This window comes from Dietzia kunjamensis, from assembly GCF_045689975.1.
GTDB classification, from domain to species: Bacteria; Actinomycetota; Actinomycetes; order Mycobacteriales; family Mycobacteriaceae; genus Dietzia; species Dietzia kunjamensis.
In genome coordinates, this window is record NZ_CP143297.1 from 114418 (window position 1) to 138066 (window position 23649).

General features: G+C 71.7%; 24 protein-coding genes. 14 read left to right on the forward strand and 10 right to left on the reverse strand.

What is annotated here, in order from left to right:
* Positions 1-13: 13 nt before the first annotated feature.
* Positions 14-679: a hypothetical protein gene (locus VZF99_RS00555; RefSeq protein ID WP_407335426.1), complete on the reverse strand. Its 666-nt coding sequence runs from the start codon at positions 677-679 to the stop codon at positions 14-16.
* Positions 680-770: 91 nt separating this feature from the next.
* Between VZF99_RS00555 and VZF99_RS00560 the strand changes: the two genes are divergently transcribed.
* A complete protein-coding gene (locus tag VZF99_RS00560; RefSeq protein ID WP_325768137.1) occupies positions 771-1397 on the forward strand; it encodes a nucleosidase in 627 nt (208 codons plus the stop codon).
* A gap of 88 nt (positions 1398-1485) precedes the next feature.
* Entirely contained in the window at positions 1486-3048 is a 1563-nt protein-coding gene (locus VZF99_RS00565; protein WP_407335427.1) for an HNH endonuclease signature motif containing protein, read from the forward strand.
* A 5-nt stretch (positions 3049-3053) separates the two neighbouring features.
* Here the strand turns inward: VZF99_RS00565 and VZF99_RS00570 are convergent, their stop codons facing one another.
* Both VZF99_RS00570 and moaCB read right to left on the reverse strand, forming a co-directional pair.
* Positions 3054-3503, reverse strand: a complete 450-nt coding sequence (locus VZF99_RS00570) for a molybdenum cofactor biosynthesis protein MoaE (RefSeq protein WP_407335428.1) — start codon at positions 3501-3503, stop codon at positions 3054-3056.
* A complete protein-coding gene (gene moaCB, locus VZF99_RS00575) occupies positions 3500-4555 on the reverse strand; it encodes a bifunctional molybdenum cofactor biosynthesis protein MoaC/MoaB (protein ID WP_407335429.1) in 1056 nt (351 codons plus the stop codon). The genes VZF99_RS00570 and moaCB overlap by 4 nt, the downstream gene beginning before the upstream one ends.
* A gap of 85 nt (positions 4556-4640) precedes the next feature.
* On the opposite strand from moaCB, the gene VZF99_RS00580 reads away from it, so the two are divergent.
* Positions 4641-5726 carry an NADH:flavin oxidoreductase/NADH oxidase gene (locus tag VZF99_RS00580; RefSeq protein WP_069388761.1) on the forward strand — a complete coding sequence of 362 codons (1086 nt, stop codon included), beginning with the start codon at positions 4641-4643 and terminating at the stop codon, positions 5724-5726.
* Between the two features lie 6 nt (positions 5727-5732).
* Here the strand turns inward: VZF99_RS00580 and VZF99_RS00585 are convergent, their stop codons facing one another.
* Positions 5733-8051, reverse strand: a complete 2319-nt coding sequence (locus tag VZF99_RS00585; protein WP_407335430.1) for a fatty acid desaturase — start codon at positions 8049-8051, stop codon at positions 5733-5735.
* A 102-nt stretch (positions 8052-8153) separates the two neighbouring features.
* Between VZF99_RS00585 and VZF99_RS00590 the strand changes: the two genes are divergently transcribed.
* The 4 genes from VZF99_RS00590 to VZF99_RS00605 all read left to right on the forward strand — a co-directional run bounded on the left by VZF99_RS00590 (position 8154) and on the right by VZF99_RS00605 (position 10708).
* Positions 8154-9182, forward strand: a complete 1029-nt coding sequence (locus VZF99_RS00590) for an AraC family transcriptional regulator ligand-binding domain-containing protein (RefSeq protein ID WP_407335431.1) — start codon at positions 8154-8156, stop codon at positions 9180-9182.
* Positions 9179-9799 carry a class I SAM-dependent methyltransferase gene (locus tag VZF99_RS00595; protein WP_407335432.1) on the forward strand — a complete coding sequence of 207 codons (621 nt, stop codon included), beginning with the start codon at positions 9179-9181 and terminating at the stop codon, positions 9797-9799. The genes VZF99_RS00590 and VZF99_RS00595 overlap by 4 nt, the downstream gene beginning before the upstream one ends.
* The gene (locus tag VZF99_RS00600) at positions 9796-10458 is read left to right on the forward strand and encodes a TenA family protein (protein WP_407335433.1); all 663 of its coding nucleotides are present in this window, start codon (positions 9796-9798) and stop codon (positions 10456-10458) included. The genes VZF99_RS00595 and VZF99_RS00600 overlap by 4 nt, the downstream gene beginning before the upstream one ends.
* A gap of 94 nt (positions 10459-10552) precedes the next feature.
* Entirely contained in the window at positions 10553-10708 is a 156-nt protein-coding gene (locus VZF99_RS00605; protein ID WP_096906278.1) for a DUF6131 family protein, read from the forward strand.
* Positions 10709-10813: 105 nt separating this feature from the next.
* Here the strand turns inward: VZF99_RS00605 and VZF99_RS00610 are convergent, their stop codons facing one another.
* The gene (locus VZF99_RS00610) at positions 10814-11302 is read right to left on the reverse strand and encodes a BLUF domain-containing protein (protein WP_185952049.1); all 489 of its coding nucleotides are present in this window, start codon (positions 11300-11302) and stop codon (positions 10814-10816) included.
* Between the two features lie 83 nt (positions 11303-11385).
* Positions 11386-12636 (reverse strand): gephyrin-like molybdotransferase Glp, encoded by a 1251-nt coding sequence (glp, locus tag VZF99_RS00615; protein WP_407335434.1) that lies wholly within the window; start codon positions 12634-12636, stop codon positions 11386-11388.
* A gap of 139 nt (positions 12637-12775) precedes the next feature.
* Between glp and VZF99_RS00620 the strand changes: the two genes are divergently transcribed.
* The 6 genes from VZF99_RS00620 (at position 12776) to VZF99_RS00645 (ending at position 20157) form a co-directional block, all read left to right on the forward strand.
* Positions 12776-14179, forward strand: a complete 1404-nt coding sequence (locus tag VZF99_RS00620) for a uracil-xanthine permease family protein (RefSeq protein ID WP_407336154.1) — start codon at positions 12776-12778, stop codon at positions 14177-14179.
* Positions 14180-14248: 69 nt separating this feature from the next.
* Positions 14249-15304 carry a GTP 3',8-cyclase MoaA gene (gene moaA, locus VZF99_RS00625; protein WP_407335435.1) on the forward strand — a complete coding sequence of 352 codons (1056 nt, stop codon included), beginning with the start codon at positions 14249-14251 and terminating at the stop codon, positions 15302-15304.
* 31 nt (positions 15305-15335) lie between these two features.
* Entirely contained in the window at positions 15336-15599 is a 264-nt protein-coding gene (locus VZF99_RS00630; protein WP_227022118.1) for a MoaD/ThiS family protein, read from the forward strand.
* A gap of 3 nt (positions 15600-15602) precedes the next feature.
* Entirely contained in the window at positions 15603-16412 is an 810-nt protein-coding gene (locus VZF99_RS00635) for a molybdate ABC transporter substrate-binding protein (protein ID WP_407335436.1), read from the forward strand.
* A gap of 38 nt (positions 16413-16450) precedes the next feature.
* Positions 16451-19111 carry a multicopper oxidase domain-containing protein gene (locus tag VZF99_RS00640; RefSeq protein ID WP_407335437.1) on the forward strand — a complete coding sequence of 887 codons (2661 nt, stop codon included), beginning with the start codon at positions 16451-16453 and terminating at the stop codon, positions 19109-19111.
* A 131-nt stretch (positions 19112-19242) separates the two neighbouring features.
* Positions 19243-20157: a VOC family protein gene (locus tag VZF99_RS00645; RefSeq protein WP_253002952.1), complete on the forward strand. Its 915-nt coding sequence runs from the start codon at positions 19243-19245 to the stop codon at positions 20155-20157.
* Positions 20158-20175: 18 nt separating this feature from the next.
* On the opposite strand, the gene bluB is transcribed toward VZF99_RS00645, so the two are convergent.
* Complete coding sequence (bluB, locus tag VZF99_RS00650; RefSeq protein ID WP_132062249.1) at positions 20176-20784, reverse strand: 5,6-dimethylbenzimidazole synthase; 609 nt, start codon at positions 20782-20784, stop codon at positions 20176-20178.
* Between the two features lie 87 nt (positions 20785-20871).
* Here bluB and VZF99_RS00655 point away from each other — a divergent pair, with 87 nt between their 5' ends.
* Positions 20872-21009, forward strand: coding sequence for a hypothetical protein (locus VZF99_RS00655; protein ID WP_167457859.1), 138 nt, complete (start codon positions 20872-20874; stop codon positions 21007-21009).
* A 59-nt stretch (positions 21010-21068) separates the two neighbouring features.
* On the opposite strand, the gene VZF99_RS00660 is transcribed toward VZF99_RS00655, so the two are convergent.
* From VZF99_RS00660 to narJ, 3 genes are read right to left on the reverse strand one after another with little or no spacing between them, the layout of a single operon-like run.
* Positions 21069-22049, reverse strand: a complete 981-nt coding sequence (locus VZF99_RS00660) for a tellurite resistance/C4-dicarboxylate transporter family protein (protein ID WP_119193038.1) — start codon at positions 22047-22049, stop codon at positions 21069-21071.
* A 58-nt stretch (positions 22050-22107) separates the two neighbouring features.
* Positions 22108-22929, reverse strand: a complete 822-nt coding sequence (gene narI, locus VZF99_RS00665) for a respiratory nitrate reductase subunit gamma (RefSeq protein ID WP_119193031.1) — start codon at positions 22927-22929, stop codon at positions 22108-22110.
* Positions 22926-23648 (reverse strand): nitrate reductase molybdenum cofactor assembly chaperone, encoded by a 723-nt coding sequence (gene narJ, locus VZF99_RS00670; RefSeq protein ID WP_132062245.1) that lies wholly within the window; start codon positions 23646-23648, stop codon positions 22926-22928. Before narJ ends, narI begins: the two co-directional genes overlap by 4 nt.
* Position 23649: the final 1 nt, after the last annotated feature.

Consider the following 23649-nt stretch of genomic DNA (forward strand, 5'->3'; position numbering starts at 1 on the left):
ATCGGGCAGTCGGTCAGAGCGTTGCGCACTGGCCTTCGCGCGCGCCGCCGAACTGGTTCCCGCCGCCAGTCGGGGCCTGGGCGTTGGCCGCGCACTCGAGATCCCCGCCGATCGTGTTGCCCTCGAACCGCTGCGGGCCGGAGTTGCGCTCCGACTCCAGACTGTCGCCGATGCGGACGTTCTCCACGATCGTCTCGCCACCGCGGTCCAGCTCGATCGACCCGGCTACCTCGCCGCCGGATACCAGGACGAAGGCGTGCCCCTCGGCCTCGATGTCCCCGGTGACGCGGATGGTGGTCGCCTCGAGTCGACCGCCGCCGAGGACGTCGATGTCGCCGGTGACGGTGAGGTCGGACAGTACGCACGTCTGCCCGTCGCGGACGGTGACATCGCCGGTGACGTCCTGCCCGGAGACTTCGGTGTCGCAGTTGGCGCGGTCGAAGTCGGTGGCCTGGTCCCGGCGGTCGCCGGCGGGTTGCTCGGTGGCCGGGGAGCTGACCTCGACGGGGGCACTGACCGTGGCCGTGACGGTCTCGGGCGCCTGCGCGTCCTCGGTGCCGTTCGAGCAGCCGGCGGCGGCGAGCAGTGCCGCGGCGGGCAGGGCGAGCAGGGCGCGGCGCCGGTCGGCGGTCGCTGTAGTGACGGGTGCTGTGGTGACGGGCGCGGCATGGACGGACATCGCGGACGACCTCTTCCCTCGGGGTGGTTCGACTCCACCGTAGGCCCGGCGGCGGACTCGGGTGGGCCCCGCGACGGCTACCGTATGGCGCGTGGAACTCATCGGGACCGTCGATCCGGCTCACCCTCTCGTCGTCGTCGCGCTGGAGCAGGAGGCACGGCACTTCGTCACCGACTTCCCGGTGCTCGTCACCGGCGTCGGCAAGGTGCGCGCGGCCGTGGCCGTCGCGCACGCGCTCGGTGGCGGGGCACGGCCGCGTGAGTTGGTCAACGTGGGCACCGCGGGCGGGTTGCACCCGGGCATGGAGGGCACGCACGAGATCGCGACCGTGTTCCAGCACGACTTCGACGACCCCGCCCTGCACGCCGTCACCGGCCGGCACGACGGCCCGCCGCTGGCGCTGTCCGCCCTGCGTGCGGTGACCCCCGAGCACGCCGCCGCGTCGTCGGGGCCCGGGGGATCGGCTGCGCCAGTGCTCGCGACCGGCGACAGTTTCGTCGCGGGCGGCCCGGTGCGGGACCGCCTGGCCGGGATCGCCGACCTGGTGGACATGGAGGGGTATGCGGTGGCCGCGGCGGGCGCGATGTTGGGCGTGCCCACGCGGCTGGTCAAGCACGTCTCGGATGCCGCCGACGAGTCCGCGGGCACCACGTGGGTCGAGGGTGTCGACGCCTGCGCGCGGATCCTGGCGCAGTGGGTGGGTACCCGGTTGGGATGAGTGATCGAAGATGGTCGAACCCTTGTACTAATGCGCCGGTGCGGGTATTGTCGAATGTAGGTTCGATGCCGGTGGCGGAGGGGGTGGAATGGTGACGACGACGAGTTCGCTGTTCGCCGTACCCGAGGCCCTCGGCATGGTCGACATGGAGGCCGTCAGTGAGGCGGCTCGTGCCGCGACGTTGGCGCAGAACCGTGCCGGGGCCACGCGGCTGGAGGCGGCGCATGTCCTGGTCGACCAGTTCGCCCGGTCCGCCCAGGCACAGGCGGAGGAGGCTGGCGAGGCCGACGAGGCCGGCGCCGGTTCGCGTCGGCCCGCGTACGCCCGGTTGGATCCGGAGGCCCGGGCCCGCGATCACCTCGTGGCGGCGTGTCAGCTCACGTGCTGGCACGCCGCGCGGTTGGTGACGGCCGGGACGCAGATCCACCGGCGGCTGCCCCGTCTGCGATCCACGGTCGACCGCGGGCTACTGCCCGAGCAGTTGGCGGTCGATATCGCGTGTCGCCTGGCGGAGGTGTCCGACGCGATCGTGTCGGCCGTGGAGGACGAGGTGGTCGCGCGCTTCACGGACGATCTCGGCGGTGGCGACCGGCCGACCCGCAACGCGGTGGACTCGGCGATCGATGACGCTGTGGAGCGACACGACCCGGCTGCCGCGCAGGACGCCGCCGCAGCGGCGGCCGCCACCCGCTCGGTCCGATTCCGCGGCGACCGGAACGGCATGGCCACGATGTGGGCCAGGCTCACCGCCGCCGATGCCGAGCTCCTTCGTCGTCGCATCGAGACGGATGCGTCGGCCGCCTCGGCGGACGGACTGGACGGTTCCCTGGATCAGCTCCGCGCCGACGCCCTCGCCGCGCTCGCCGTCTATCCGCCTGCTGGTGACCCGGCCGCGACCAGCCCCGGCCCCGGCTCCGGCCCCGGCTCCAGCTCCGACCCGGCCCCTGCGTCCGAGCACGACGGCATCGCACTCGGCGACGTCAGGCTCGGGGCGGACCTCCCCCGGCCCACACTGGGCAACGCCGCGCGGGCCGGTCAGCCGATCCGCATCAGCGTGATCGCCTCCGCGGCCCGGGGCCTGCCCAACCGTGTCGAGTTCGTCCACGGCACCTACAGCAGCGTCGAATGGCTCTGCACGGAACTGCTCGAGGGCGACGACGCGAGCGTGCGGTTCGACCTCATCGACCCCGCCCCCGGCGTGCTCGACTCCCCCGAGCACGCCCTGCGCTACGTGATCACCCCCGCGATGGCCGAGCGCATCCGCATGCGCGACGGCACCTGCCGCCACCCCGGGTGCTCGGTTCCCGCCGAGGCCTGCGACGTGGACCATGTGATCGCGTTCAACACGAAGGATCCCGAGCTCGGCGGGCCGACCACCGAGTGGAACCTCGTCTGCCTGTGCCGCAAACACCACCGCGAGAAGACGTTCGGGACCAACGCCTACCGGTCCGGGCCGTTGGGTGAACTCGTCATCATCACCGACACCGGACACGAACACCGCACCAGACCCAAGGGCCCCTTGGCCCGTGCCCGTGACGCCATCTGGGAACGCGAGTGGAACGCCTTCGCCGACCGCATCGTCGCCGACGACGGCACACTCATCAATCCGCCGGGTCAGAACCCGCGCAGACCCTGGAGACGGCCGGCCTGACCAACTCAGCAGTCGCCGACGCCCACCCATTCGGAGACGCCGTCGGTGAAGCGCTGCCGCTTCCAGATGGGCACCCCGTGCTTGAGACGCTCGATGAGCTCCGAACACGCCGCGAACGCCTCGGCCCGATGCGGCGCCACAGCGACCACCACCACCGCGACCTCGCCCACCGGCAGCACGCCCACGCGGTGGACGGCGGACACGCGGACCGTGCGCCCGGAATCGGCCGCCGAGGTGTGCTCGACCGCGACCTCGTCGCAGAGCCGGGCGAGCGTGTCGCGGGCCGTGGGGTGGGCCGAATACTCGATGTCGTGGACCTCGCGGCCCCCGTCGTGGTCGCGCACGACGCCGGAGAACGTCACCATCGCCCCGTCGGCGCTGGTCCACACGGCCTTCTCGACCTCGCGCGGGTCGATCTCCCGGTCGGTGATGTCCACCAGCGGACTGGAGCTCATCGGTGTTCTCCTCCGTGGGCGTGGACGTCGAGCAGATGCTCGAGCAGGTCGTCGAGGACCGCCAACCCGTCGCGGACCCCGCCCGTCGAGCCCGGCAGGTTCGCCACCAGGGTACGTCCGGCGAAGCCCGCGAGCCCGCGGCTCATCGCCGCCGTCGGCGTGGCCGCCAGGCCGCGGGCCCGCATCGCCTCGGCGACCCCCGGCAGCTCCAGCTCCAGGTGCGGCGCGGTGGCCTCCGGCGTGCGATCGTCAGGGGCGACCCCCGTGCCGCCGGTGGTGAACAGGACCGCGGGGGAGCGGCGGACGTGCTCGGTGACGGCCGTGGCGATGTCGGCGTCGGCCACCACGTGCACCTCGACCGGCGAGAAACAGCGCTCGAGGAGCCAACCCTCGATGGCGGGGCCGGTGGTGTCCTCGCGGTGGCCGTGCGCGGCGGCGGTGGAGGAGACGACGACGACACCACTTCGGCCGGAATCGAGCGCGGCGGGCCCGGTGTTCGCGCGCGTCACCTCGTCGTCGTCGTTCCCGGTCGCCTCCTCGGATTCTCGCGTCCAGTCACCGCGTTTGCCGCCCGTCTTGGCGGCGAGGCGGACCCCGTCCATGGTGGCGAGCGGGTCGACGGCCTTGACCATGTCGTGCAGCGTCAGCCCGGCCACGGAGACGGCGGTCAGGGCTTCCATCTCGACACCCGTCCTGCCCGTCGTCTTGGCGGTGGCCTTCACGTGGATCTCGCCGGCCTCGTCGTCGAGGTCGAAGTGCACCTTGACCGAGTTCAGCGGGATCTGGTGGCACAGCGGGATGAGCTCGGAGGTCTTCTTGGCCGCGCCGATCCCGGCCAGGCGGGCGGTGGCCAGGACGTCGGCTTTGCCCAGCGAGTCTCCTGCGACCATGGTCACGACGTCGGGGCGGGTGCGGAAGATCCCCTCGGCCGTGGCGGTGCGGGTGGTGACCGCCTTGTCGCCGACGTCGACCATGCGCACGCGGCCCTCGGCGTCGAGGTGGGTGAGCTTCGGCTCGGGTGATGAGCCCTGTCCGGTCGGCGCGTCAGTCATGCCGTTCACGGTAGTCGGCCGGGTGCGGCGGGCTCCGGGGGTGCGGCGAGGCGGGGCGTCACGGGATGCGGGTTTAATCGCGGACATGGCGATGCTCTTCGAACCGATCCGTATCCGCGACCTCGAGATCCGGAACCGGGTGTGGCTCTCGCCGATGTGCCAGTACTCGTGCGAGGACCGTGACGGGGTGCCCACGCCGTGGCATCTCGTGCACCTGGGCGCGCGGGCGCAGGGCGGGTTCGGCCTGATCCTCGCGGAGGCCTCGGCGGTGGTGCCGGAGGGGCGGATCAGTCCCGAGGACGCCGGGCTGTGGAACGACACGCAGCGCGATGCGTGGGCGCCCATCGTGGACTTCGTGCACTCCCAGGGGGCGGCGATCGGCATCCAGCTGGCGCACGCCGGACGCAAGGCGTCGGCGTACCGGGCGTGGCCCGGATACCCGGTCGGCTCACTTCCGCCCGAGGAGGGTGCGTGGACGACGGTCGCGCCCTCGGCGATCGGGTTCGGTGACATGACCACACCGGAGGCGCTGGACGTCGACGGGATCCGCGCGGTGGTGACCGCGTTCGCCGACGCCGCCCGCCGCGCCGACCACGCCGGGTTCGACGTCGTGGAGATCCACGCCGCCCACGGGTACCTCATCCACGAGTTCCTCTCGCCGCTGTCCAACGAGCGGGACGACTCCTACGGCGGCTCGCGCGACAACCGGGCCCGGCTGCTGCTGGAGATCTGCGACGCGGTGCGGCAGGTGTGGCCGGAAGGTAAGCCACTGTTCGTCCGGATCTCGGCCACGGATTGGGTGCCCGGCGGCTGGACCCCGGAGGATTCGCGCTGGTTGGCGGGCCGGCTCGCCGAGCACGGGGTCGACCTGGTGGACGTCTCCTCGGCCGCCAACACCCCCGACCGGCCGCCGGTCGAACTGGAGCAGGGCTACCAGGTGCCGCTGACCGAGGAGGTGCGCGCGTCGGGTGCAGTCCTGGCGGGCGCCGTGGGGCTCATCAGTGACCCGGAGTACGCCGAACAGCTGCTGGTCGACGAGCGCGCTGACGTGGTGTTCCTCGGGCGCGCCGCACTGCGCGAGCCCGCCTGGCCACAGCGCGCGGCTGCCGAACTCGGCCTGGACTGGCGGCGGGCCCCGTACCCGCCGCAGTACACGCGCGGGAAGTGGTGACGGCGACTAGAGATCCAGCTCGACGTCCGAGCAGGCCAGCGCGGTGCAGACGGTGACGCGCTCCTGCGCGACGGCGCCGGGTGCACGGTCGGCGGCCTCCGCGCGGATGGTGCCGCTGAGCTTGGGCGTCACACACGCTTTGCACAGACCGCGCTGGCAGCCGGTGGGCACGGCGATCCCGGCGCGGCCGGCCGCCTCGAGCAGGGTGGTGGCACCGTCGATCTCCACCGCCGTGCCGGTGCGGCGGAAACGGACGGTGTAGCGACTGCCGTCGTCGTCGGGCCGGTCCAGTTCGGGCGCGGTGAACGATTCGGCGTGGAACCGCCCGGCCGGCTGGCCCAGGTCACGCAGCCACCCGCGCGTCAGGTCGATGAGCGCGGCCGGGGCACACACGTAGGTCTCGCGATCGGCGGCGTCGGGGACCACGCGCTGCAGGAGCTCTGGGCCGAGTCGGCCGGTGACCAGGTCCTCGCGCGCGGACGGTGCATCGGTGAACAGGTGCAGGGTGATGCCGGAGTCGCGGGCGAGCTCGCGGAGTTCGGACTCGAAGATGATCGAGCGGTCGTCGCGGTTGACGTACAGGAGCGTCGCGTCGGGGCGGGTACCGGTGGCTCCGTCGGGCTGGCCGCGGCGCGCGTCGCGGGCGATGCGGCGCAACAGACTGATGATCGGGGTGATCCCCACCCCGCCGGCGATGTGCAGGGATTTCGCGCCCGGCGCGGGCGTCGGGAAGTCGCCCGAGGACTGTGGCACGCCGACCAGTGTCACGTGGTCACCCGCGCGCAACGAGTCGTTGAGCCGGGTGGACACCCGCCCGCCCTCGACGCGCTTGACGCAGATCTCCATGGCGCCCCCGGCATCCGCCTCCGCGTCCGAACTGTCGCGGACCAGGCTGTACTGGCGGACCGACTCCTCGCCGCCCTGACCATCGCCGCCGTGATCGCCTCCGCCGGCGACCCGGAGCGACACGTACGCCCCGGCATCCCACCCGATGTCCTCCCAGCCGCGCGGGCGGGCCAACCGCACCGACACGGCCTGGCCGTCGGCGACGGGCGTCGCGGACAGGACCCTGACCGGCACGTTGTGGAAGCGCGGCTTGTCCAGGTACGGCGACTCGGGCAGGGGCCTGTAGGACAGCCCGGCGCGCACGCGGCGCACGAGCGAGGCGGGGTCGCGCAGCAGCGCCGACGGGCGGCCGAACTCGCGCTCGCCGAACGGCACCGACAGGCCGGTGAGCGTCTTGGCGATCAGCGGCACGGTCTCCAGCAGCGGGGTCTCGTGGTACGGAAGCCCGTACTTGGCAGCGATGGCCCGAACCTCCGGGGCGATCCTGCGCTGCATCGACGGTGGCAGATCGGGAAACAGGTGGTGCTCGACGTGGGTGTCGAGGCCGCCGTAGAAGATCCGCAGGTCGGGGCGATCGGCGAACGGCACCTCCTCCTCCAGGACCCGCGCGAGGGCGTCGTCCATCTGCGTGCTGGGCAGGAAGTTGCGGGTCGCCCGGATCTGTCGCTCGTAGTACTGGTCGGCGGTCTCGTCGGGGCCGGGGTCGGTGAACAGCTCCAGCTCGCCGGCGTGGTGCTCGATGAACACGAGGAACAACACGGCCATGTAGCCGGTGACGCCGCCGGAGTAGTTGGCCAGCAGGGTGGGCAGCGGCTTCCACCCCGAGCGGAACGGTTCGTCGATGAAGCGACGCCTCAGGTCGCGTCCGGCGATCCGGGCGGGCGAGCGCAGGGTGTAGGAACTGAGGAACGGCCGGCCGGAGACCTTGCGGGCGATGTTGGCCAGGAAGAACGGAGCCGCTGCCGGGGCCGCGGCCGCCAGCGCCGAGATGAGCGCCACCTGACCGAGGTGGTGGCCGTACCAGTCCTGTCCGGCGCTGCCGCGGAAGATGCTGTAGCCGAGGTCGTGGTCCTTGCCGACGATGTTCGTGTTGGGGTGGTGGCCCACGTGATGCATCGTCTTCCAGTGGTCGACGTCCACGTTGAAGTCCCACTCGTAACGGTCGGAGTGATAGTCGCCGTTGCCGGGCAGGTGGTCGTAGCTGCCGTGGACGATGTTGTGCCCGAGCTCGGAGAACTGCATGAGCCGGTACATCATCTCCAGCGCCGTGGCCCGCCGGATCGCCCGCGGCCCGCCCTCGCGCAGCAACTCGCGGCGACGGGCGTCGATCGCCCGGCCGTAGGCGGTGACGTTGCGGATGTGCGCCAGGTCGTCCTCGCCGACGGCGGCCTTGGCCCGCGCGTACAGCGCCCGGATCTCGTCGGCGAGGCCGGTGTGGCCGGCTGACTGGGCGGTTCCTGCGCGTGCGGCGAGAGTCATGACTGTGACGCTAGCCACCCGACGCGGGTGCGGGAAGGTCGCAAACGGGCGCAGAGTTGGCATTTTCGGACATCCGCCGCCCGGTGTTGCTAAGGTCGGCCGATGGACTCCTCGCCGGTATGGGCGGTGCCGCGGGGCACCGAGGGCGTCCGCATCATGGTGGAGGGCGGGCTGGCCCACGGGATGACGACGACGGAGTGCCTGGCCGGCACGGGCCTCGATCCCGGCGACCTCCACGACGAGACCGCGCAGATCTGGGCGCACCAGGAGTTCACGGTGATCCGCACCCTGCTCGCGCGCCTTGGAGACCGGCCCGGGCTGGGGGCGGGCGTCGGTGCCCACTCCACCATCGGGCGGACCGGCGTCATCGGCTTCATGATGCTCGCGGGCCCCACCGTGCGGGCGGCGATCGATCGCGCGATCCCCTATCTCGCATTGTCCCCGACCCACGTGCAGTTCTCTCTCGAGGTGGACGGCCCGGACGGCGGGGCGGTCCTGGTCGCCGCCGACGATCAGATCCCCGCCGACGTGCGCACCTTCGTCGTGGAGCGGGACCTGGCAGGGTTGGCCGCGGCGTTCCGCGGTGCCCGGATCGACCTGGGGCCGGTCTCGCTCGAGACGACCCTCGGCCCGGAGAGCGCGGCGCTGGTCGGGCACGCGTGGGGCCTGGCGCCGCACACGGTCACGCCGCACGCCGCGCGCAACCGGCTGACCGTCTCGCGACAGGCCCTCGAGGCCGAGCTGCCGCAGGGCGACGAGAACACGGCGCGAGTGTTCGAGCGGCAGTGCCGCGAGCTCCTCGCCGACAGGCTCGCGCGGGTCGGCGTGGCCGGCCAGGTGCGCAGCCGGCTCCGGCACGAGCGCGGGACCTGGCCGTCGATGGCGGACGTGGCGGCGGAACTGCACGTCGATGTCCGCACCCTGCGACGCCACCTCGGAGCGGAAGGGACCTCGTATCGGACGCTGGTCGACGAGGTGCGGCATCAGCGGGCGCTCGAGCTGCTGGTGCACGACGTCCCGGTGGCCGAGGTGGCCGCCGAGCTGGGCTACTCCGAGACCGCGACCTTCTCCCGCAGTTTCCGCCGGTGGGAGGGTGTACAGCCGAGTCGCCGACGGGGGAGGTCGTCGTGACCGGGGAGGTCGGAGCGGCGTACTCGAGCCGCGCACAGGAGTACATCGACCACCTCGGTTCTATCGCGTCGGTCCACCCCTCGGACCTCGAGCTGGTCGCGCGCTGGGCGGATCAGCTCGACGGGCCGCTGATCGATGCAGGCTGCGGCCCAGGGCACTGGACGGGCCACCTGGCGGCCCGGGGCGTCGACGTGCGCGGAGTCGACCAGGTACCGGAGTTCGTGAGTCACGCCCGCCGAGCTCATCCCGGGTGTCGATTCGAGGTGGGTGAACTCGACGCGTTACCCCGGTCGCCCGGCGAGGTCGCCGGGATTCTCGCCTGGTACTCGCTCATCCACCACGAGCCGGCCACCGTGCGACCGACGCTCGTGCGGATGGCGCGGTGTCTGCGCCCCGGTGGCGGACTACTGCTCGGGTTCTTCCACGGCGCGGAGGTCGAACGGTTCGATCACGCCGTGGCCGGGGCCTACCGCTGGCCGGTTGAGGCCCTGTCGGAGGAGTTGCGGATGGCAGACTTCGAGGTGATCGAGACCTACACGCGGACCGGGCCGGGAGCTCGACCTCACGGCGCGATCGTCGCCCGCCTGATGTCCGCCCACGACGGGAGAGCCGAGTGACCCTGTTCGAGACCCTGAAAGACCGCTGCCGTCCAGAGTGGGAGGCCTATACCGAACACGAGTTCGTCACCGAGCTCGGGCAGGGCACCCTGCCGCTCGCGGTGTTCCAGGACTACCTGGTGCAGGACTTCCACTTCCTGGTGCAATTCGCCCGCGCCAACGCGCTCGCCGCCTACAAGAGCCGCACCCTCGCCGACATCACCGCCGCCCACCGGGCGACCGGCGCGATCCTCGTGGAGACCGAACTGCACCTGCGGCTCACCGACCGCTGGGGAATCCCGCGCGCCGAACTCGAGGCCGCCGCCGAGAAGCAGGCCACCGTCGCCTACACCCGGTACGTGCTGGATTCAGGCATGGCGGGGGACCTGCTCGACCTGCATGTAGCGCTGGCCCCGTGCACGATCGGTTACGCCGAGATCGGCGCGCACCTGGCGCCCCGGCTCGCCGAGCACGACGGCGAGCACCCGTACGGCGAATGGATCTCCGAGTACTCGGGCGAGGAGTTCACCGCCGCCGCCGGCGCCGCGATCGAGCAGCTCGACGTGCTGTCCGACGGCGGGCTCACCGACCGCCGCTTCGACGAGCTCACCGAGGTGTTCCGCACGGCCACCCGGCTGGAGATCGACTTCTGGCAGCAGGCGCTCGACAGCACGGGATGAGGCGCGGGCGTGACCGGGCGCGATCGGTCGCGGACTCTGTGGGACGTGGGTACGCTCAGTCGTTCCCCAAAAATTACGGTGAAAGGACGACTTCATGATCATTCTTGGCGCAATTCTCTTGATCCTCGGATTCCTCTTGGACATCCCCATCCTCTGGACGATCGGTCTCGTGCTCATCGCGATCGGCGTCATCCTCGTCATCCTCGGTGCGGCAGGCCGCGCGGTCGGTGGACGTAAACACTGGTTCTGACACGCCGGGTCACATCTGACCCGGGGTGAGCACGAGCGTCCGGCGCACAGTCCGCTTGTAGCGGGTGCGTCGGACGCTCTTCATTTACCCGTCTGCTGAGCCGGGTCAGGACGCGGCGGAGTGTTCCTTCGCCTTGAACCAGGTCGACACGTCGTCGGCGGCCCGTCGTACCGTGCCCCCGTCCGCACCGGCGGCGAGGTCGTTGAAACTGTCGCGCTCGTCGGGCAGGCCGGCTGGCTCGTGGGCCCCGGGCGTCCCGAATCCCATCCGCCAATCGGGGAAGCTGCGGTCGACGGTCGTCTCGGTGAGGATCACGCGGAGGTGGTGGTGCCGCTCATCGGCGATGATGTCGTCCAGGAGGGCATCGATCTCGGCCGGTGGGCCCTCGAGGAACTGGATGAAGCAGTTGTCCCGGAAGAGCAGGATGCCGGTGATCCCCACGAGACGATTGCGGTGCCTGGCAGTGCGCAGGATCGACTCGAAGTCCTCGGGCACCATCTGCCTGGTCGGCGTACTCGTGTACACGAGGTACTTGAGAAGGCCCTCGTCCGGCACCGCGGTCTGCTCCGCGGTCGGCTCGGCGTCGGAACGCATCGGGACCCCCGTTCTCGCCTGCGGCGAAGTACGACGTGCGCAGGCTGGTCAACGCACCTTCCCCCGGACTGTACGGCGTGCCCCTACAGCGGCAGGACGTCGACCTCGGCGCCGGACTCCAGTGAGGTGACGTCGGCGGGGACCTCGATCAACACGTCCGCCCGGGCCATCGAGGCCACGAGGTGCGAGCCGGGGCCCGAGACCGGATCGACGGTGGGCAGGCCGTCGCCGTCCGCGGCCAGCGCCGCCCGCAGGTACTGCACCCGCCCGGCAGGCGAGGTGACGTCGCGGGACAGGCGGGCGCGGACGGGGCGGACCGGCGCGCGGCCGACGGCCTCGAGGATGACCGGCCGCAGGAGCACGACGAACGACACCATCGCACTCACGGGGTTGCCCGGCAGGCACACCACGGGAGTGTCACGCCAGCGCGAGAGCCCCTGCGGGCCGCCGGGCTGCATGGCGATGGGCGCGAAGCGGGCGCCCTCGCGATCGGCGAGCACCTGGCGCACGACCTCGGCGTCGCCCATCGACACCGCGCCGACGGTCACCACGAGGTCGGCGTCGCCGGCGGCCTCGTCGAGAGTCGAGGTGAACGCCGCGCGGTCATCGCCGCTGATGAGCGTCGTGGTGACCTCGCAGCCGCAGGCCTTGAGCGCGGCGGCCAGGGTGATCGAGTTGGACTCCCAGATCTGGCCGGGCGCGAGCGGCCGCCCCGGCGCCACCAGCTCGGAACCGGTCGCCACCACCCCGACCCGCGGCCGCGGCCGCACGTCGAGTCCCGACTCCCCGAGCGAGGCCGCCGCCGCCAGGTGCCGCGCCTGTAGCCGCACCCCGGCGTCGATCACCACGTCGCCGGCCCGGACATCGTCCCCCGGGCGACGGATGAACTCGCCCCGCGACCGCGGCGCATGCACCAGGACGACAGTGGGGTCGGTCTCGCTCACGGTCGTGTCCTCGATGGGCACCACACAATCGGCACCCCGGGGGACGGGCGCTCCGGTCATGATCTTGCAGGCCTCGTCGTCGTCGACATCGGGTCCCGGCCCGTCACCGGCGTGCACCGCCCCGACCACCGTCAGCCGCGCCGGCGAGTCGGGTCCCGCCCCGGCCACGTCAGCGGAGCGCACCGCGTACCCGTCCATCTGCGAGTTGACGAACAGCGGCAGGTCGACCGACGCCCGCAACGCCGCCGAGAGCACCGAGTCCGCGCACGCCGCGAGCGGCAGGTGCGTACTGCGGGCGGCCCGCTCGAGGACCGGCTCCAGGTGCGCACGCAGGAGCTCGCGGTACTCGGCGGGGGACGGGCGGCTCGGCCTGTCGGGCAGGGAGGTCATGTCACCACCGTAACCGCGTTGTACTGTGCCTACGGTCCGCGCGAGTGCGGCCGGACGCAGCGAGAGTGGGGAAGAAGTGGGTCTCTGGTCGGTACACGGCGACGGCAAGAACATCAGACCCGGCGAGGTGGTCGCCCCCATGGAGCGGCTGAGCTGGCCGCGGACCATCGGGATCGGCGCCCAGCACGTGGTGTCGATGTTCGGCGCGACGTTCGTCTTCCCCATCATCATGGGGCTCAACCCGCAGCTGGCGATCCTCTTCTCCGGCGTGTGCACCCTGCTGTTCCTCGCGGTGGTCAAGGGGCAGGTCCCCAGCTACCTCGGCACCTCGGTGGCATTCGTCGGCGCGGTCGCCGCGATCCGCGCGCAGGGCGGCACCAGCGCCGAGGTGACCGGCGCCATGCTCGTCGCCGGCGCGACGCTGCTGGTGGTGGGCCTGATCGTGCACGTCGTGGGCGGCCGCGTGGTCACCGCGATCCTGCCGCCGGTGGTGACCGGCGCCGTGGTGATGCTGCTCGGCTTCAACCTGGCGCCGGTGGTGGCGGAGACGTACTGGCCGCAGGACCAGTGGGTCGCACTGGCGGTGATGATCGTGCTGATCGGAATGACCGTGGGGCTCAAGGGCTTCGCCGGGCGGATCGCGATCTTTTTGTCCCTGGTCTTCGGGTACGTCCTGTCCTGGGTGCTCGACCTGGTCACCGGGCCCATCACCTCGTTCAACGCCACCGCCGGTGAGGTGACCGAGCACCTGCGCGTGGACTGGTCGGGAGTGTGGGACGCGCCGTGGATCGGGCTGCCGCCGATGACCGACGAGGCCGCCGGCGTGGTGGGTATCCACGCGCCCGACTTCTCGCTGGCGTTCGTGCTGCTCGTGGTGCCGGGCGTCATCGCGCTCATCGCCGAGAACGCCGGGCACGTCAAGGCGATCGGCGAGATCACCCGAACCGAGACCGACGGCCTGATGGGCCGCGCCCTGGCCGCCGACGGCGCGGGAACCGTGCTGGCGACCTCGTTCGGTGGATCGGCGACGACGACGTACGCCGAGAACATCGGCGTGATGGCCGCGACCAAGGTGTACTCGACGGCCGCGTACGTGGTGGCCGCGCTGACCGCGATCGTGCTGGGGTGTTCCCCCAAGCTGGGGGCCGTGATCTCCGCGACCCCGGGCGGCGTGCTCGGCGGCATCACGGTGGTGCTCTACGGCATGATCGGCCTGCTCGGCGCCAAGATCTGGAAGGAGAACCGGGTCGACTTCGGCAACCCGCTCAACCTGGTGCCGGTGGCGGCAGGTGTGGTGATCGCGGTCGGCGACACGACCCTGCTCATCACCGACGACTTCCAGCTCGGCGGCATCGCGCTGGGCACCCTCGTGGTGGTCCTGGGCTACCACCTGGGACGGGCGATCGCGCCACAGCTGCGGGGCCAGGCCGAGCGCGACGAGATCCACGAGCTCACGCTGCTGGGGCCGAACCCGGACGTCCCCGCCCCGGACGTCCCCACCCCACAGGGGCGCGCCGCGAACGGGGACACGGCGGGTAGGTGACCGGACGGGGGGTCGCGCGCCGCCTGACGGTGCCCCCCTACACTCGGAGACACGCGACCGCGGAGGGAGGTGGGCGCCGTGACCGAACCGGACACCCGCAGCCCTTCCACGCGCCCCGCTACCCCGCTGCTCGTCGACTCCTTCGGCCGCGTCGCCCGCGACCTCCGCGTCTCGCTGACCGAGAAGTGCTCGCTGCGCTGCACGTACTGCATGCCCGAGGAAGGACTGCCGCCCATCCCGGACGCCGCGCGGATGACCGCTGACGAGGTGATCCGGCTGGTCGCCCTGGCGCACCGCGAGCTGGGCGTGCACGAGGTCCGCTTCACCGGGGGAGAACCCCTCATGCGGGCCGACCTCGAGCACATCATCGCCGGCACGCGGGCCGAGTGCCCCGACCTGCCGATCGCGATGACCTCCAACGGCGTGGGGCTCGAACACCGGGTCGGCGCGCTGGTCGAGGCCGGTCTGGACCGGATCAACATCTCCCTGGACACCGTCAACCGCCTCGAGTTCGCCCAACTCACCCGCCGGGACCGGCTGCCGTCCGTCCTGCGGGGCGTCCGGGCCGCGGTCGAGGCCGGCCTGGACCCGGTGAAGGTCAACGCGGTGCCCCTGCGGGCGACCCTGCCCGGAGCGCCCGACCTGCTGGAGTGGGCCCTGGCGGAGGGCGTGCAACTGCGCTTCATCGAGGAGATGCCGCTCGACGCCGACAACACGTGGTCGCGCGCCGAGATGGTGACCGCGCAGGACGTACTGGACTCCCTCGGCACCCGCTTCGACCTCGTTCCCGCCGGGCGCGAGGACCCGTCTGCGCCGGCCGAGATGTGGCGGGTCGCCGGACGCACCGTGGGAGATGCTCCCGCGACGGTCGGGGTGATCGCGACCGTCACCCGCAACTTCTGCGCCGCCTGCGACCGGACCCGCCTCACCGCCGAGGGGACCGTGCGGTCGTGCCTGTTCAGCGACGACGAGACGGACGTCCTCGGGGTGCTGAGGTCGGGCGCGCCCGACCACGAGATCGCCGAGGTCTGGCGCGGCGCGATGTGGGGCAAGCAGGCAGGACACGGCATCGGCGGCACCGCCTTCCACAGGCCGCGACGGTCGATGGGCGCCATAGGTGGTTGACGTGTCAGTGCCGGAGGATAGGGTTGACGTCGTGAGCAGGACACCGAGAGTGATCACCGTGGGGTACTACGCGGCCGCCGAGGACGCCGCGGGTACCGCCCGCGAACGGCTGCACACACAGGCCACGACCGTCGGGGAGTTGGCGCGGGAGGTCTGCGAGCGACACGGCGAGCCGCTGGCCAGCATCGTGACCGTGTCCTCGTTCCTCGTGGGTGAGGAGACGACCCGTGACCCCCACGCCTCGATCGACGGTGTCTCCGAGGTGGACGTTCTGCCTCCCTTCGCCGGAGGCTGATCGGTGAACCGGGGCCGGGCTGTCAGCGTGTTCGCCCTCGCCCTGGCGTGCTCGGGAATCGTCGCGTGCGCCGAGCCGGAGCCCGACTCCCCCGTCATGACCCTCGGGGTCGCCGCCTCGCCGTCCCTGTCCGAGGCGTTCACCGAGATGATCGACGTCTTCGAGGACGAGCACCCCGGGGTCCGGGTGAGTCTGGAACTGGGCCGCTCCGACACGATCGCCCGGGGGCTGCCGGATCGCGACGACATCAACGTCTTCGCGTCCGCGGACGAGGGCTCCATGCAGTGGCTCGTCGAGGCGGGGGTGGCGGAGGGGCCGACGGTGTTCGCCCGCAACCACGTCGTCGTCGCGGTCCCGTCCGGTAATCCGCGCCAGGTCACGGGTCTGCGCGACCTGGAACGGCCCGACCTGCGGGTGGGGCTGTGTGCCCTGGACGTCCCCTGCGGCCGCGCGTCGGAGGCGCTGTTGGCGGCCGCGGGCGTGGCGACTCCGCAGAATGTCGACCGTGATCCGGGGTCACGTGCTCTCGCGGCCCGGTTGGCGGACAACGAACTCGACGTGGGCATCGTCTACCGCACCGATGTCGCCGCGTCCCACGGGTGGGTGTCGCTGGCCGAGGTCGACCAGCGCGACAGGGAGCTGGCGCAGGACGCCGGCACGACGCGGTACACGGTGGCCAGGATCCCGGGTGCCGAGGACGGCCCCGACGCCGAGGCCGAGCGCGCGGCCGCGAGCGAGTTCCTCGAGTTGGTGACATCGGACCGCGGCCGTCGCGCCCTCGAGATCGCCGGGCTGGCCCCGCTGCCGCAGTAGGCGTCTGCGCGGTCGGGGGCCGTCCTAGACTCGGTGGCATGGACACCGCGGCGCCCCGGACCCCGTCCCGGCGGAAGGGGTCGTGGCACCGCCGGGCGACCCGGCCCGTGCAGCTGTGGATGATCGCCCTCGTGCTGCTGGGTGTGGTCCACCGGTGGGTGCCCGCCGCGACGTGGACGATCATCCACGTCTTCACCCTGGGCCTGCTCACCAACTCGATCCTCGTGTGGGGCCAGCACTTCACCGAGACCCTGCTGCACCGGCGACCCCCGGAGGAGTCACGCGCGCTCCAGGTGCGCAGGATCATGCTGCTCAACGCCGGGATCGTGGTCCTGGTCGTGGGCATGATCGGGTCCTGGCCGATCCCGATCGTCACCGGCGCCACGGTCGTGGGCGGGGCGGTGGCCTGGTACGTGGTGGACCTTGTCGGTCAGCTGCGGGCGGCGGCGCCGACCCGGTTCCGGCCGATCGTCCGGTACTACGCCGTGGCGGCCGCGTTCCTGCCGGCCGGGGCGGTCGCCGGTGCGTTCATGGGGGTCGGCGTCCCGGGGGAGTGGGCCGTCCGCCTGCACGCGTTCCACCTCGCGGTCAACGTCCTGGGGTTCGTCGGGATCACCGTCCTGACCACACTGGTGACCTTCTGGGCGACGGTACTGCGCACCCCCATGGCCGCCGGTCAGGACGCGGCGGCGGTCCGGTCCCTGGGGGTGATGTCGGTCGCGGTGGTGGTGGCCGCGGCGGGCTCGCTCGCGGGCGTGACGCCGGTGACGGCCACGGCACTGGGCGTGTATCTGCTGGCCGTGCTGTGGCACCTGGTCCACCTCGTCCGCACCGCGCGCACGGCGCCGCCGCGGGAGTTCGCCTCGATGAGTATTGCGTGTGGGCTGGTGTGGTTGCCGGTGGCGTTGGGGTGGGCGACGTGGCTCGTCGCGACCGGCCGGATCGAGGACCTGGGGCAGGTGACGACCCCGCTGCTCGCCGGTGCGGCCGCCCAGATCCTCTTCGGGGCGATGAGCTTCCTCATGCCCACCGTGATGCGGGGTGGTCCGGCTGCGGTGCGGGCGGGGATGGTGGAGATGAACCGTCTGGTCGCCTTCCGCCTCGTCCTGGTCAACGCCGGCCTGATCGTCTTCCTCGTGCCCGGTGGGACCAGTTGGACCCGGGTCGTCGGGTCCACGCTGGCGTTCGTAGGGTTCGCGCTGTTCCTGCCGGTGATGATCCGCGCCGTCCGCGCACAGTTGGCCGTCATCCGGGGCGCGGCCGCGGCCCGCGAGGCCGGCGAGAAGCCCGCCCGCGTCACCCCGGGCACGTCCCGGCCGGAGATCGCGCCCGGCCGTCGGCGGAATCTGGTCGGCGCGCTGTCCGCCGCGCTGGTGGTGGTCCTCGCCACGGGGGCCGCGCTCGCCGCCGACCCGTCCTCGCCACTCCGCCGCACCGGTCAGGCCGCGTCGGTCACCCCGACCGGGAACACGACGACCGTGGAGGTCACGGCGGTGGGGATGAGGTTCGAACCGAACACGGTGACGGTCCCCGCCGGCGACCGGCTGGTGATCGAACTGACGAACGACGACGACACGACCGTGCACGACCTGTACCTGACCAACGGGGCCGGCTCGGGCAGGGTCGACCCGGGCGGAACCGCCACGGTGGACGCCGGCGTGGTCGGGCGTTCCCTCGAGGGATGGTGCACGATCGCCGGGCACAGGGCGATGGGCATGACCTTCCAGGTCCGGGTCGAGGGCGGTGATCCCGCCGCCGGGCACGACGCCCATGGTGGGGCCGGGGGCGCCGCGGGCATCGCCCCCGCCGAGGCGATCGACGTGCTGGCCCCGCCCTCCGACGAGTTCGTGACCCGCGACCCGGCCCTCGCGCCCGCCCCGACGGGCCGCGAACACCGGATCACCCTCACGGTCGAGGAGACCACCGGCGAACTCGCGCCCGGGGTGGTGCGGCCCGTGTGGACCTACAACGGCGGGCTGCCGGCCCCGACCCTCCGCGGCACGGTGGGTGACACGTTCATCGTCACCCTCCGCAACGAGGGGACCATCGGACACTCGATCGATTTCCACGCCGGCGACGTCGGTCCCGACGAGGTGATGCGGACGATCCCGCCGGGCGAGGAGCTGGAGTACCGGTTCACCGTGACTCGGGCCGGCGCCTGGCTCTACCACTGTGCGACCGCGCCCATGAGCGGCCACGTCGCCGCGGGGATGTTCGGCGCGCTCATCGTGGACCCGCCGGGCCTGACCGAGGTGGACCGCGAGTACGCCCTGGTCCAGTCCGAGTCGTACCTCGGCGCCGAGGACGAGCCGTTCGACTCCGGCAAGATCGCGGCCGGGCAGCCCGATCTGGTGATGTTCAACGGGCACGCGACCCAGTACCGGCGGGACCCGCTGACCGCCCGGGTCGGCGAGACCGTGCGCGTGTGGGTGGTGGCGGCCGGACCGAGTGACGGGACGAGCTTCCACGTGGTGGGGTCACAGTTCGACACCGTGTACAAGGAGGGCGCCTACCTGCTGCGGGACGGGCGGGACGCCTTCGGCAGTGGGAACGGGGGCGCACAGGCGCTCGACCTGGCCCCGTCGCAGGGCGGGTTCGTGGAGATGACCTTCGTCGAGCCCGGGCGCTACACGTTCGTGGACCACTCGTTCGCCGACGCCGAGAAGGGCGCGGCGGGCTTCCTCGACGTCACGGGGTAGGCACCCCGTCGGCTGTCCCGGCCGACGGCGCCGCGGGGGTGGGTGACATGTCATGGAATAGACGACCGGGTGCGTCGGTTGATATAGATGACACATCACGTAAACCTGACACCGCGAGCAAGGAGGGCACCATGCCCGTCTACGTCCAGAACCCCGATCCCCGCAGCCTGGCCGAGCGCCCGGCCGACGACCTGCTCGCGGCGGACACGCGCATGGGCGCGGTCGAACTCCTGGTCCGGGACCTGGACTCGATGATCGCGTTCTACGCCGACGGCGTGGCCCTGGACGTGCTCGAGCAGACCGGGGAGACCGCCGTGCTCGGCCGGGCGGGTCGACCGATCGTGCGGATGCGCCGCATGCCCGAGCTGCCGCCGCGCAGGCAGGGGCAGGCCGGACTGTTCCACACCGCGGTGCTGTTCGACGACGAGCCGTCGCTGGCCGCGGCCGTCGCCTCGGTCGCCCGGCATGCGCCGAGATCCTTCACCGGCAGCGCCGATCACCTCTACAGTCAGGCGTTCTACTTCGACGACCCCGAGGGCAACGGTGTCGAGCTGTACACCGACCGGCCCCGCGACACCTGGGCCACCGAGCCCCACGGGTTGCTGAAGGTGGCCACCAACCCGCTGGACCCCAACGCCTTCCTGCGCACGCACCTCACCCCGCCGGTCGCCGGTTCGTCGATCGGGACGTCCGCGGCACTGGGGCACGTCCACCTCCAGGTCGGCGACATCGGGACAGCCCGCGACTTCTACGTCGACGCCCTCGGCTTCGAGGTGATGAGCGACGTCGGTTCGGCACTGTTCATCGCCGCCGGCGGGTACCACCATCACATCGCGGTCAACACCTGGGGCACGGCCGGCGCCGGCCCGCGCGCGGCGGCCCTGGGCCTGGGCCGGGTGAACATCGAGCTGCCCACCGCGGACGATGTCGACGCACTCCGGCAGCGACTGACCGACCACCGGATCGAGACACGTCACGACGGCGCGGTCCTGCGATTCGACGACCCGTGGGGGACCGTCATCGAGGTCGGGGTCGAGCGGGCCTGACCCCGTCCCCCGGCGTGGTCAGACCCAGTCGACGGACAGCGGGGAACGACGTCCCCACCCGACGGTCTGTAACAGTGGTTCGTCCAGCTCGAGGGCAGGGTACCCGAGGCACAGGTAGGCCAGAGGGCGTGCGCCCGGCGGAAGCCGCACGCTGTCGGAGAGATGGCCGGGTTCCACGAGACTCACCCATCCCATACCGAGGCCTTCCGCCGTCACCGCCAGCCACAACAGGGTGATCGCGGCGACCACGCTGTACTCGGTCGCCGCCGGGACGCTGGTGGTCCCGAGGATCGGACCCGGCGGCGGCACATGGCTGACCACCAGGCCCACGGGCGCCTGGAGGATGCCCTCCAGGCGGAGCGAGTCGTACAGTTCGCGGCGTTCGCCGCCGAACCGTTCGGCCTCGGCGGCGCGGACCGCGCGGAAGCCGGAGTGGATGGATTCCCGTACGGCGCGGTCCTCGACCACCGTGACGTGCCACGGCTGGCTCAGTCCGACACTCGGCGCGACCGCGAAGACCTCGAGCAGTCGCTCGATGGTCTCCCGCGCGACCGGTGTCGGGTGGAAGTGACGATGGTCGCGGCGGGTCGCCAGGATGCGCCACAGGGCGTCGCCGTCACTTCTCATATCCGTACTCCTCGGACTCCACTCTCGGCCGGTCGCGGTAGGGGCCCACCGACTCTAGACTGGCGCCCCCGGACATGGAGGTACACGATGGCATTCCTACGCAATGCACTGAGGAGCGGGATCGCGCTCAAGGCCGTACAGGTGGTCAAGCGCGAGGCCTCGAAGCCCGAGAACCAGCGCAAGGCCCGCGAGTTCGCGGAGAAGATGCGCAACCGCCGGCGCTGACGGTTCGACCCGTCCCGCCCCTGACGGCGGGGCGGGTTCGGCACCGCCACTCCGGCCCGTCATGTCGGGACCCGCGTGACCCGCGGGAGTCTGGATCGGATCATGCCGACGAGCGCGATGAGCCAGGCCGCGACCGCGACCCACATCCACGTCTCGCCGATCCAGGCGACGATCGGCAGGTCGTCGGCCCGCCCGAGGTACATCCCCGCGACGGCGTACATGCCGAGCGGGAAGACGATCGACCACCAGGTGGGTTCGAATCGGAACGGCACCCTCTTGATCCCGTGACGCCACACCCCCACCGCCACCAGGGCCGGGATGAGCCAGGTGGCGAAGCACCAGAACACCACGACCAGGCCCGCGACGAGTCCTCGCACGGCGTCGACCATCGGGGCGCTGGCCATCTCCACGATCCGTGCGCCGGCGACGACGGTGATCGCCACCGCCCCCATCGAGACCCAGTACGGGGGATCGAGCTCCCGCGGATCCAGCGGGTAGAGCATGAGCCGGAGCGAGACGAACACCGCGCACGCCACGTAGAGGACGACGCCGACCGACCAGGACGCCACGGCCACGATCGCGAGGGCGTCGCGGGCCGACTCGACGTGGGGCTCCAGGGTCGCCGCGGCGACGGCCACCGACTGGCTGGCGACGACCCAGATGAACCAGGTGCCGTTGGCCTCCGCGACCACGGGGCGCTCGTCGCGGGACAGGACCGCGACCCAGGGGACCGTGTAGCCGAGCACGATCCAGACGGCCGCGCCGACGCAGAGGAGCGCCACGGACGCCACGAGCAGGTGCCGCCCCGCGAGCGCCACCGCGAGAACGTTCGTCCCCGCGACGAACGTGAAGAAGAGGAACGCGGTGCGGGAGTCATGCAGGTCGGCGACGACCTCGGCGCGGAAGGCGATCAGCCGCCACAGGGTGAGGAGCACGAGGATCCCGTACTCGATCGCGGTGAGCACGATCAGGATAACGGACACCGTCTCCCAGCCCCGCTGCCCGGCTCCCACGGCGACGATCCCCGTCGCCATGACCATGGCGAAGTACCCCGGAGACAGTCGCGCGGGCGTCGGGAGGCTGCGTGACCGGGTCACCTCAGTGACGTGGTACGCGGCTCGATCCGGACCGGGCCCGCCCGGCGCCGATCTCGCGGCTCACGTCGCCGACGTCCTCGCGCATCCAGCCCCGGCGGTACGGGCGGTTGCCGAACTGGCCTGCCGGACGCGACCGGTACACGACGTAGGGACGCCACAGGTAGCCGATCGGCGCGGAGAACACGTGGACCAGGCGGGTGAACGGCCAGATGGCGAACAGCAGGAACGCCACGATCGCGTGCAGCTTGAACGACATGGGCGCGGACAGCATCAGTGCCGGATCGGGCTGGAACCAGAAGATGCCTCGGAACCACACCGACAGCTCCTCGCGGTAGTCGTAGTGGCTGAGGATGTTGCCGACGATGGTGTTGGCCATGCCCAGGAAGATCGTCGCGGCCAGGAAGACGTACATGACCTTGTCGTTGACGGTCGTGGCGGAGAAGACCGGCCCGACCGTGCGGCGACGGTAGATGAGGATCACGAGTCCGACCACGGTGCAGAAGCCGGCGATCGCCCCGGTGATCACCGCGATCCAGTGGTAGGCGTCGTTGCTGATGCCCACGGCCTCGGTCCACGACTTGGGGATGACCAGGCCGATGATGTGGCCGCCGACCACGAAGAGGATGCCGAAGTGGAACAGCGGGCTGCCCCAGCGGAGCAGGCGCGACTCGTAGAGCTGACTGGAACGGGTGGTCCACCCGAACTTGTCGTAGCGGTACCGCCACCAGTGGCCCACGACGAAGATCGCCAGGCACACGTACGGCAGGATCACCCAGAGGAAGATGTCCGGGATCGTCACCTCGGCTGCAGTCGTTCCGATCATGGCCGGGCCCCGCTTTCCAGGTAGGACGAGGAGGTGAACGCCTCCAGGCCGACTTCCTCGTCGGGCGGCCCCTGGGCGACGAGTCTGCTGACGGCGTCGCGGTCGTGCCCGCCGATAGCCGGGAGGGTGGCCGAGACGGTCTCCAGCGCGCCGGTCCAGGGCGAGCCGCGGTCGGCCAACGAGATCCGCAGCAACTCGAGACCGGCGCGGTGCTGGACGAGCAGCGCACGGCAGCCGTCGAGATCGCACTGCGCACCGAACTCGAGGACCACGCCGAGGTGGTCGGGGAGCTCCCCGGCCCCGAGTTCGGCACCGGCCGCCTTGTACGTCTCGATGAAGTCGACGAGTGCGGTGCCGCGCTTGCGGGTGTCCCCGTACCGGTAGTAGGTCAGGTAGAGGCAGCAGCGGCGCCGCATGTCGAACGTCTCCACGTACTCCGACTGCAGGTCGTCGAGGGGGGTCGACTCCAGGTGGTCCACCAGACCCAGCAGTGGCCGCGCGACGGCGCCCCGCTCTTCGGCCAGTTCGCGGACGAGCGGGAGCCGGCCGATCAGCTCGGCGGTCGGGTAGTCGATCAGCAGTGAGACGGCCTGGTAGAGCGCGGGGTCGCCGGGCGCCCCGCGGCCCACCGCCGGCCCGCTGCCGGGGCCCACCGCCCGACGCACCCGCGCGAACAGGTCGCTGCCGAAGCCGGTTCCGGCCAGGAATTGTGCACCCATC

What these genes read in the sequence shown, in the direction of transcription:
- glp (WP_407335434.1), bottom strand. Translation starts at nt 12,636, where the DNA reads ATGACCTCCCTGCCCGACAGGCCGAGCCGCCCGTCCCCCGCCGAGTAC.
- VZF99_RS00585 (WP_407335430.1), bottom strand. Translation starts at nt 8,051, where the DNA reads ATGACTCTCGCCGCACGCGCAGGAACCGCCCAGTCAGCCGGCCACACC.
- VZF99_RS00565 (WP_407335427.1), top strand. Translation starts at nt 1,486, where the DNA reads ATGGTGACGACGACGAGTTCGCTGTTCGCCGTACCCGAGGCCCTCGGC.
- VZF99_RS00660 (WP_119193038.1), bottom strand. Translation starts at nt 22,049, where the DNA reads ATGGTCATGGCGACGGGGATCGTCGCCGTGGGAGCCGGGCAGCGGGGC.
- VZF99_RS00640 (WP_407335437.1), top strand. Translation starts at nt 16,451, where the DNA reads ATGGACACCGCGGCGCCCCGGACCCCGTCCCGGCGGAAGGGGTCGTGG.
- narJ (WP_132062245.1), bottom strand. Translation starts at nt 23,648, where the DNA reads ATGGGTGCACAATTCCTGGCCGGAACCGGCTTCGGCAGCGACCTGTTC.
- VZF99_RS00655 (WP_167457859.1), top strand. Translation starts at nt 20,872, where the DNA reads ATGGCATTCCTACGCAATGCACTGAGGAGCGGGATCGCGCTCAAGGCC.
- VZF99_RS00610 (WP_185952049.1), bottom strand. Translation starts at nt 11,302, where the DNA reads ATGCGTTCCGACGCCGAGCCGACCGCGGAGCAGACCGCGGTGCCGGAC.
- VZF99_RS00620 (WP_407336154.1), top strand. Translation starts at nt 12,776, where the DNA reads ATGGAGCGGCTGAGCTGGCCGCGGACCATCGGGATCGGCGCCCAGCAC.
- moaCB (WP_407335429.1), bottom strand. Translation starts at nt 4,555, where the DNA reads ATGACTGACGCGCCGACCGGACAGGGCTCATCACCCGAGCCGAAGCTC.
- VZF99_RS00580 (WP_069388761.1), top strand. Translation starts at nt 4,641, where the DNA reads ATGGCGATGCTCTTCGAACCGATCCGTATCCGCGACCTCGAGATCCGG.
- VZF99_RS00605 (WP_096906278.1), top strand. Translation starts at nt 10,553, where the DNA reads ATGATCATTCTTGGCGCAATTCTCTTGATCCTCGGATTCCTCTTGGAC.
- VZF99_RS00645 (WP_253002952.1), top strand. Translation starts at nt 19,243, where the DNA reads ATGCCCGTCTACGTCCAGAACCCCGATCCCCGCAGCCTGGCCGAGCGC.
- VZF99_RS00555 (WP_407335426.1), bottom strand. Translation starts at nt 679, where the DNA reads ATGTCCGTCCATGCCGCGCCCGTCACCACAGCACCCGTCACTACAGCG.
- VZF99_RS00590 (WP_407335431.1), top strand. Translation starts at nt 8,154, where the DNA reads ATGGACTCCTCGCCGGTATGGGCGGTGCCGCGGGGCACCGAGGGCGTC.
- narI (WP_119193031.1), bottom strand. Translation starts at nt 22,929, where the DNA reads ATGATCGGAACGACTGCAGCCGAGGTGACGATCCCGGACATCTTCCTC.
- bluB (WP_132062249.1), bottom strand. Translation starts at nt 20,784, where the DNA reads ATGAGAAGTGACGGCGACGCCCTGTGGCGCATCCTGGCGACCCGCCGC.
- VZF99_RS00570 (WP_407335428.1), bottom strand. Translation starts at nt 3,503, where the DNA reads ATGAGCTCCAGTCCGCTGGTGGACATCACCGACCGGGAGATCGACCCG.